The organism is Comamonas sp. SCN 65-56 (assembly GCF_001724135.1).
Taxonomy (GTDB): Bacteria; Pseudomonadota; Gammaproteobacteria; order Burkholderiales; family Burkholderiaceae_C; genus Comamonas_C.
Genome location: NZ_MEDS01000045.1, coordinates 1 through 6333, shown reverse-complemented (window position 1 = coordinate 6333; position 6333 = coordinate 1). Strand labels below are relative to the sequence as shown.

Annotated in this window: 5 protein-coding genes and 2 pseudogenes; all 7 read left to right on the top strand. The window is 65.2% G+C overall.

Going from position 1 to position 6333, the window contains the following annotated elements; all coding sequences use genetic code 11:
- A partial coding sequence (locus ABS45_RS17360; protein ID WP_291558184.1) for an ABC transporter permease occupies positions 1 to 349 on the top strand: 349 nt, incomplete at its 5' end.
- A gap of 4 nt (positions 350 to 353) precedes the next feature.
- A complete protein-coding gene (locus ABS45_RS17355) occupies positions 354 to 1472 on the top strand; it encodes an ABC transporter permease (protein ID WP_013519668.1) in 1119 nt (372 codons plus the stop codon).
- Positions 1469 to 3118 (top strand): efflux transporter outer membrane subunit, encoded by a 1650-nt coding sequence (locus tag ABS45_RS17350; protein ID WP_024539902.1) that lies wholly within the window; start codon positions 1469 to 1471, stop codon positions 3116 to 3118. The genes ABS45_RS17355 and ABS45_RS17350 overlap by 4 nt, the downstream gene beginning before the upstream one ends.
- A pseudogene (gene yiaY, locus ABS45_RS17345) lies at positions 3115 to 4265 on the top strand (L-threonine dehydrogenase). Before ABS45_RS17350 ends, yiaY begins: the two are co-directional and overlap by 4 nt.
- A gap of 53 nt (positions 4266 to 4318) precedes the next feature.
- Positions 4319 to 4528 carry a DUF2892 domain-containing protein gene (locus ABS45_RS17340; RefSeq protein ID WP_013519671.1) on the top strand — a complete coding sequence of 70 codons (210 nt, stop codon included), beginning with the start codon at positions 4319 to 4321 and terminating at the stop codon, positions 4526 to 4528.
- A gap of 7 nt (positions 4529 to 4535) precedes the next feature.
- Positions 4536 to 5948 (top strand): MBL fold metallo-hydrolase, encoded by a 1413-nt coding sequence (locus tag ABS45_RS17335; RefSeq protein WP_066708194.1) that lies wholly within the window; start codon positions 4536 to 4538, stop codon positions 5946 to 5948.
- Positions 5945 to 6199, top strand: a pseudogene (locus ABS45_RS17330) (3-isopropylmalate dehydrogenase); the annotation flags it as partial. The gene ABS45_RS17335 and the pseudogene ABS45_RS17330, both read left to right, overlap by 4 nt.
- Between the last annotated feature and the right edge of the window lie 134 nt (positions 6200 to 6333).

Here is a 6333-nt window from a genome sequence, read left to right as displayed (position 1 = left end):
GGCGCTGCTGCTCTTGTCGGCGGTGTTCATGGTGCCGGCGCTGGGCCAGGGCCTCTTGATTTCGTCGCTGGCGCGCAACCAGTTCCTGGCGGCGCAGATCGCCCTGTTCACGGGCTTTCTGCCGGCCTTCATGCTCTCAGGCTTTCTGTACGAGATCGATGCGATGCCAGCGCCGATCCGCGCCATCACTCGGGCGGTTCCGGCGCGCTACTTCGTCGATTCGCTCAAGACCGTGTTCCTGGCCGGCGACATCTGGGCCGTCTTCCTGCCCAACCTGGCGGCCATGGCGGCGATTGGGGCGCTGTTTTTCCTGATCGCCAAGCGCGCCACGCGCAAGAACCTGGAGTGACGCGATGTTGACCTCTGCCTTCTCGTTCACCCGCCTGCGCGCCCAATTCATCAAGGAAGTGCTCAGCGTGCTGCGCGACCCGCGCAGCCGCATGGTGGTATTCGTACCGCCGATCCTGCAACTGCTGGTATTCGCCTTTGCAGCCACACTGGAAGTGCGCAACGTCGACATCGCCGTCTACAACCAGGACGCCGGGCGTTGGTCGCACGAGCTGGTGCAGCGCCTGGACAGCGCCCGCTTCATCACCCACGTGCGGCACGTGGACAGCCAGCGGCTGTTGCACGAGATGATCGACCGCGGCGAGGTGATCGCCGCGCTCGCCATTCCCGTGGATTTCTCGCGCACCATCGCCGCCGGCGACAGCGGCCGCGCCCAGGTTCTGGTCGATGGCCGGCGCAGCAACTCGGGCCAGATCACCGTCGCCTACCTGTCCACCATCGCCGCCGACGTTGGGGCCGAGGTCGTGCCCGACGCGCAGGCGCCGACGCCCGTGGTCGTGCGCCACTGGTTCAACCCCAACCTGGTCTACCGCTGGTTCATCGTGCCTGGGCTCACGGGCATCCTGGCGCTGTTCAGCGCGCTGCTCATCACCTCGCTGTCGATCGCGCGCGAACGCGAACTGGGCACCTTCGACCAGTTGCTGGTATCGCCCACCTCGACGCCGGAGATCATTGTTTCCAAGTCGCTGCCTGCGCTGGCGATCGGCACGCTCTTGGGCCTGTTCATGATCAGCGCCGGCGTGTTCCTGTTCGGCATCCCGTTCACCGGCTCGTTCGCGCTGCTGCTCGCCAGCCTGGTGCTGTTCATCCTGTCGGTGGTCGGCATCGGCCTGATGATTTCCGCAGTCAGCATGACCCAGCAGCAGGCCATCCTGGGGGCGTTCGCCATTGGCGTGCCGGCGGTGCTGATGTCGGGCTTTGCGACGCCGGTGGAAAACATGCCGCTCGTCCTGCAGTGGCTGGCCCAGGCCATTCCGCTGACCCACTTCCTCATCATCGTCGAAGGCAGCTTCCTCAAGGCCATGCCGCCCGGCGACATTCTCGCCAGCCTCTGGCCGCTGGCGCTCATCGCCCTCGCCACGCTGACGATGGCCACCGTATTCGTCCGAGGACGCCTGCAATGAAAACCAAAACCCGCCACCTCTCCTCGCGCACGCCAGCCGCACCGCCGGCGTCCAGGCGCTTGCGCCCGCTCGGGCTGGCCCTGTCCTGCGTGCTGCTGACCGCCTGTGCGGCCGTGGGCCCCGACTACCGCGAGCCGCCTCCTGTGGACATCGGCAGCGGTTGGACCTTGCCTCTGGCGAGCGAATCGCAGTCCGCGGACCTGGCCCGCTGGTGGTCCGCGTTGGACGACCCCATCCTTGACCGCCTGATGGGCACGGCACTGGCACAGAACCTGGATCTGCGCCAAGCCGCGGCACGCATCGACGAGGCGCGCGCCCTGCGCGACCGCGTGGCTGGCGACCAGATGCCCACCGTGAGCGCGGGCACCAGCGTGAACCGACGCGGGCAAAGCAAGAACGGCCCCTTGCCCGTGGGCTCGATTCCCGGCATGGACGCCACCCAGACCATCTACGATGCGGGCTTCGATGCGGCCTGGGAGGCCGATCTATTCGGCGCCAAGCGCCGCGCCCTGGAAGGCGCCAGCGCCCGCCTGCAAGCCACCGAAGTCGAAGCACAGGGTGTGCGCATGCGCATCGTGGCCGAGGTCGCACGCACCTGGTTCACCGCCGTTGGTGCTGGATACGAACTGCATGCACAACAAGCCACGCTGGATACGCTGCAGCAGACCTTGGAGCTGGTGCGCCTGCGGCATGCATTGGGCGACGCATCCGCCGCCGATGTGGAGGCGGCTTATGCGCAGTGGACTGCCGTCAACGCACTGCTGCCGGACATCCAGGCCCGCCAGCGCGCCGCGGTGCTGGGCCTGGGCGTGCTCTTGGGCGCTCCACCGGAGCGTGAACTGGCATTGCTCGACGGCCCCTTGGCACCGTGCACGCTGCGGGCCCTGCCGGTGGGCGAACGTGCTGATCTTCTGCGCCGCCGCCCTGACGTGCTGGCCGCGGAACGGCGTCTGGCGGCGAGTTCTGCCGACATCGGCGTGGCCACGGCCGAGCTGTTCCCCAAGCTCTCCATCGGTGTCGGCGGCGGGTTTCAGGCGCTCAGCACGGGCAACTGGTTCGATGCATCCAGTTCACGGTTTTCCATCCTGCCGCTGATTTCCTGGCGTCTGTTCGATGGTGGCCGCGTGCGTGCCGAGATTCGGGCACGCGAGGCCGCCGAGCAGCAGGCGGCGCTGGCCTATGAGCAGGCGGTGTTGGCGGCGCTGGGTGACGCCGAGCGTGCGCTGGGCGACTACCACGGCGGGCTGGACACGTTGGAGCGCCGTGCCATGGCCCTGGATGCGGCACGAACCAGCTACGGCTACGCCAAGGCTCGCTACGCCGCGGGCGATGTTGCACTGGTGGAGCTGCTGGCCGCCCAGCGCAGCCTGCACGAAGCCGAGACTGCGGCCGCACGTGCGCATACCAGCGCCGCCGTGCAATTGGTGGCGCTGTACAAGGCGCTCGGGGGCGGCTGGGAGGTATCCAACATGACGCCAAGCGCCGCCCATTCGCCTACAGGCGCCGCCGCACCCACGCCTCGTGCAAGTCGCTCCGGCATGCCTGCAAGCGCCGCCGCGACGGAACACCTCACAAGCCAAAGCGCGGAACGCGAAACCCTTACTCACTTGATCATCAACAGGCCAACCGAAGGAGCCAAGCCATGACCACCACCGCCTTTTTCATTCCGCCCGTGAACCTGATGGGCGCGGGCTGTCTTCGTGATGCAGCCAAGGCCATCCAGTCCTATGGCTTCAGGAAAGCGCTGATCGTGACCGACCTTCCCTTGGTTCGTCTCGGACTGGTCGGCAACGTGCGCGACCTTCTTGCCAGCCACGGCGTGGATACCCTGGTTTTTCATGGAGTGCAGCCCAACCCGACGACCAAGAACGTGGCCGATGGGCTGAAGCAACTGCGCGACAACGATTGTGATTTCGTCATCTCGCTCGGCGGCGGTTCGCCGCACGACTGCGCCAAGGGAATCGCATTGGTCGCTGCCAATGGCGGAACGATCAAGGACTACGAGGGACTTGACCAGTCGGCCAAGCCGCAGCTGCCCTTGGTGGCGATCAACACCACGGCTGGAACGGCCAGCGAAATGACGCGCTTTTGCATCATCACCGACGAGGCGCGCCACGTGAAGATGGCGATCGTCGACAAGCACACGACGCCCATTCTCTCGGTCAACGACCCCGAGCTGATGCTGCTCAAACCCGCCAGCTTGACCGCCGCCACCGGCATGGATGCCCTTACGCACGCGGTGGAGGCCTATGTTTCAACCATTGCCACGCCGATCACCGATGCCTGCGCACTCAAGGCCGTGGCATTGATAAGCCAATGGCTGCGCAAGGCGGTGGCTGACGGGCGAAACGTCGAAGCGCGCGAACAGATGGCCTATGCGCAGTTCCTCGCCGGCATGGCCTTCAACAATGCCTCGCTGGGCTACGTGCACGCCATGGCGCATCAACTGGGCGGCTTCTACGACCTGCCGCACGGTGTGTGCAACGCCGTCCTGCTGCCGCACGTGCAGGCCTACAACAAGCAGGTCGCTGCGGGACGCCTCGCCGACATCGCCCGCGCGATGGGGGAAAAACCGATGGCCTGGGCGACGAGGCCGCCGCGGATCTGTGCCTATTGGCGATTCGCCAATTGTCCGCCGACATCGGCATTCCCCACGGGCTGTCACAGCTTGGCGTTCAGGCCAAGGACTTTCCCACCCTGGCCACCAATGCGCTCAAGGACGCGTGCGGACTGACCAATCCAATACAGGCGTCGCACGAGGAAATCAGTGCCATTTTCGCGGCGGCCATGTAGCCGTCGGCGTGATTTCCCGAACCCGTTCTATCCCACCATCAAGGAGTGCCTCCATGCAAACGAACGTAGGAAACCTCGATCGCATCGCGCGCGTCGTCATCGGCCTGATCCTGCTCAGCTTGCCGTTGTGGCTGGATTCGCCATGGCGGTGGCTGGGGCTCATCGGAATCATGCCGCTGATTACCGGCCTGGCGGGTCGCTGTCCGGGCTATCGCCTGCTCGGCGTGAACACCTGTCCAATGCAAAAGAAGAAGCCCGAGTGAGCATCCCATGAAACTGAAATTTCTGGGTGCTGCGCGCGAAGTCACCGGGTCGTGCTTCCTGGTGGAGGCGGCGGGCCTGCGCTTCCTGGTGGATTGCGGCATGGTTCAAGGGGGCTCTGCGGCGGCGGCGCGCAACCGCGAGCCATTTCCGTTCGACCCGGCAGCTATCGATTTCGTGCTCCTGACCCATGCCCACATCGACCACAGCGGGCTATTGCCCAAACTCACCCGCGCCGGGTTCAAAGGGGCCATCTACACCACTCCCGCCACGGTTGATCTGCTGGGCGTGATGCTGCCCGACAGTGCACACATCCAGGAGAGCGATGCAAAACGCAGTGCCAAGCGGTTCCGCGGAAAGGACCCGCTGCCGCCGCTGTACACGCTGCAGGATGCGCGCGAATGCCTGCAGCAGGTACGAGGCATCGAATACGACCGGGAGTTCGCGCCCCGGGTCGGGGTGCGCGCGCGCTTTCGCGATGCCGGGCACATCCTCGGTTCGGCCATCATCGAAGTCTGGGTCACCGAGTACGGCTACCCGACAAAACTGGTATTCAGCGGCGACCTTGGCCAGCCGGGACGCCCGATATTGCGCGACCCGACACCCATCGAGGACGCCGACATCCTCGTCATCGAGTCCACCTATGGCAACCGCCAGCACAAGGACTTTTCGGCAACCGAAGAGGAGATGATCGGCATCGTCGAGAAAACCCTGTTCGAACGCGGTGGCAACGTCATCGTGCCGGCCTTCGCGGTCGGTCGAACCCAGGAAGTCCTGTACCACCTGCACCGTCTCACCAGCGAGGGGCGGCTGCGGCAACCGAGGGTATTCGTTGATTCGCCGATGGCCACGGAAGCCACGCGCATCACGCGCGAGCACCTTGAGCTGTTCGACGAGCAGGCCAAGCGCTTGGCCGGGTGGCACGCGCGCGGCGAAAACCTGCCGTATCTGCATTTCACGGAAAGCGCCGACGAATCCATGGCGCTGAACCAGATTCGTTCGGGCGCGATCATCATTTCCGCCAGCGGCATGTGCGACGCGGGACGCATCCGGCACCACCTGCGCCACAATTTGCCGCGCAAGGAATGCAGCGTCCTGTTCTCCGGCTTTCAGGCGCAGGGAACACTGGGCCGCCAACTGGTCGATGGCGCGGCGCGCGTGCGCATCTTCGGCGACGACATTCCGGTGCGCGCGGCGATCCACAGTGTCGATGGGCTCTCGGCGCACGCCGACCAACCAGCCCTGATGGCCTGGGCCCGAGGCTTCAAGCAAGCCCCCGAGCAAACCTTTGTAGTGCATGGGGAGCCGTCCGCCGCGCAGGCTTTGGCGGAACTCCTGCAACAGCAGCTTGGCTGGCAGGTCTCGGTGCCCGAGCGCGGCCGGGTCGTTCCGTGGCCGGATTTTCTGGTGGTCGAGCGATGACACCGCCCGCTGATCCTGACGAGCGCCTGCGCGCCATCCTCGATTCACCCACATACCGCCTTGCGTATGAAGACATCGATTTGCTTGGCCAGGACGATCTGCGCCCGCTGCGTCTCCAACTCGAACTGCTCAAGCCCGAACGCATCTTGCGTGAGCAAGGCGTGCATTCGACCGTGGTGGTGTTTGGCAGTGCGCGCGTAAGCGATGCTGCCACTGCACGCGACCGGCTCGCTGTGCTGGAGCAGCGAGCGGGCACCATGCCAGGGAATTCGACGCTTGGGCGGGAACTAGGGAGTGTTAACACTAATTGAATGAATGGTTCGGATGAATGACACTGCTGACCATGGAGATCACACCCGAGCAATTCGCCCTTATCGAACATTGT

Coding starts and splice junctions, on each gene's coding strand:
- ABS45_RS17355 (WP_013519668.1), top strand. CDS start 354: ATGTTGACCTCTGCCTTCTCGTTCACCCGCCTGCGCGCCCAATTCATC.
- ABS45_RS17350 (WP_024539902.1), top strand. CDS start 1,469: ATGAAAACCAAAACCCGCCACCTCTCCTCGCGCACGCCAGCCGCACCG.
- ABS45_RS17340 (WP_013519671.1), top strand. CDS start 4,319: ATGCAAACGAACGTAGGAAACCTCGATCGCATCGCGCGCGTCGTCATC.
- ABS45_RS17335 (WP_066708194.1), top strand. CDS start 4,536: ATGAAACTGAAATTTCTGGGTGCTGCGCGCGAAGTCACCGGGTCGTGC.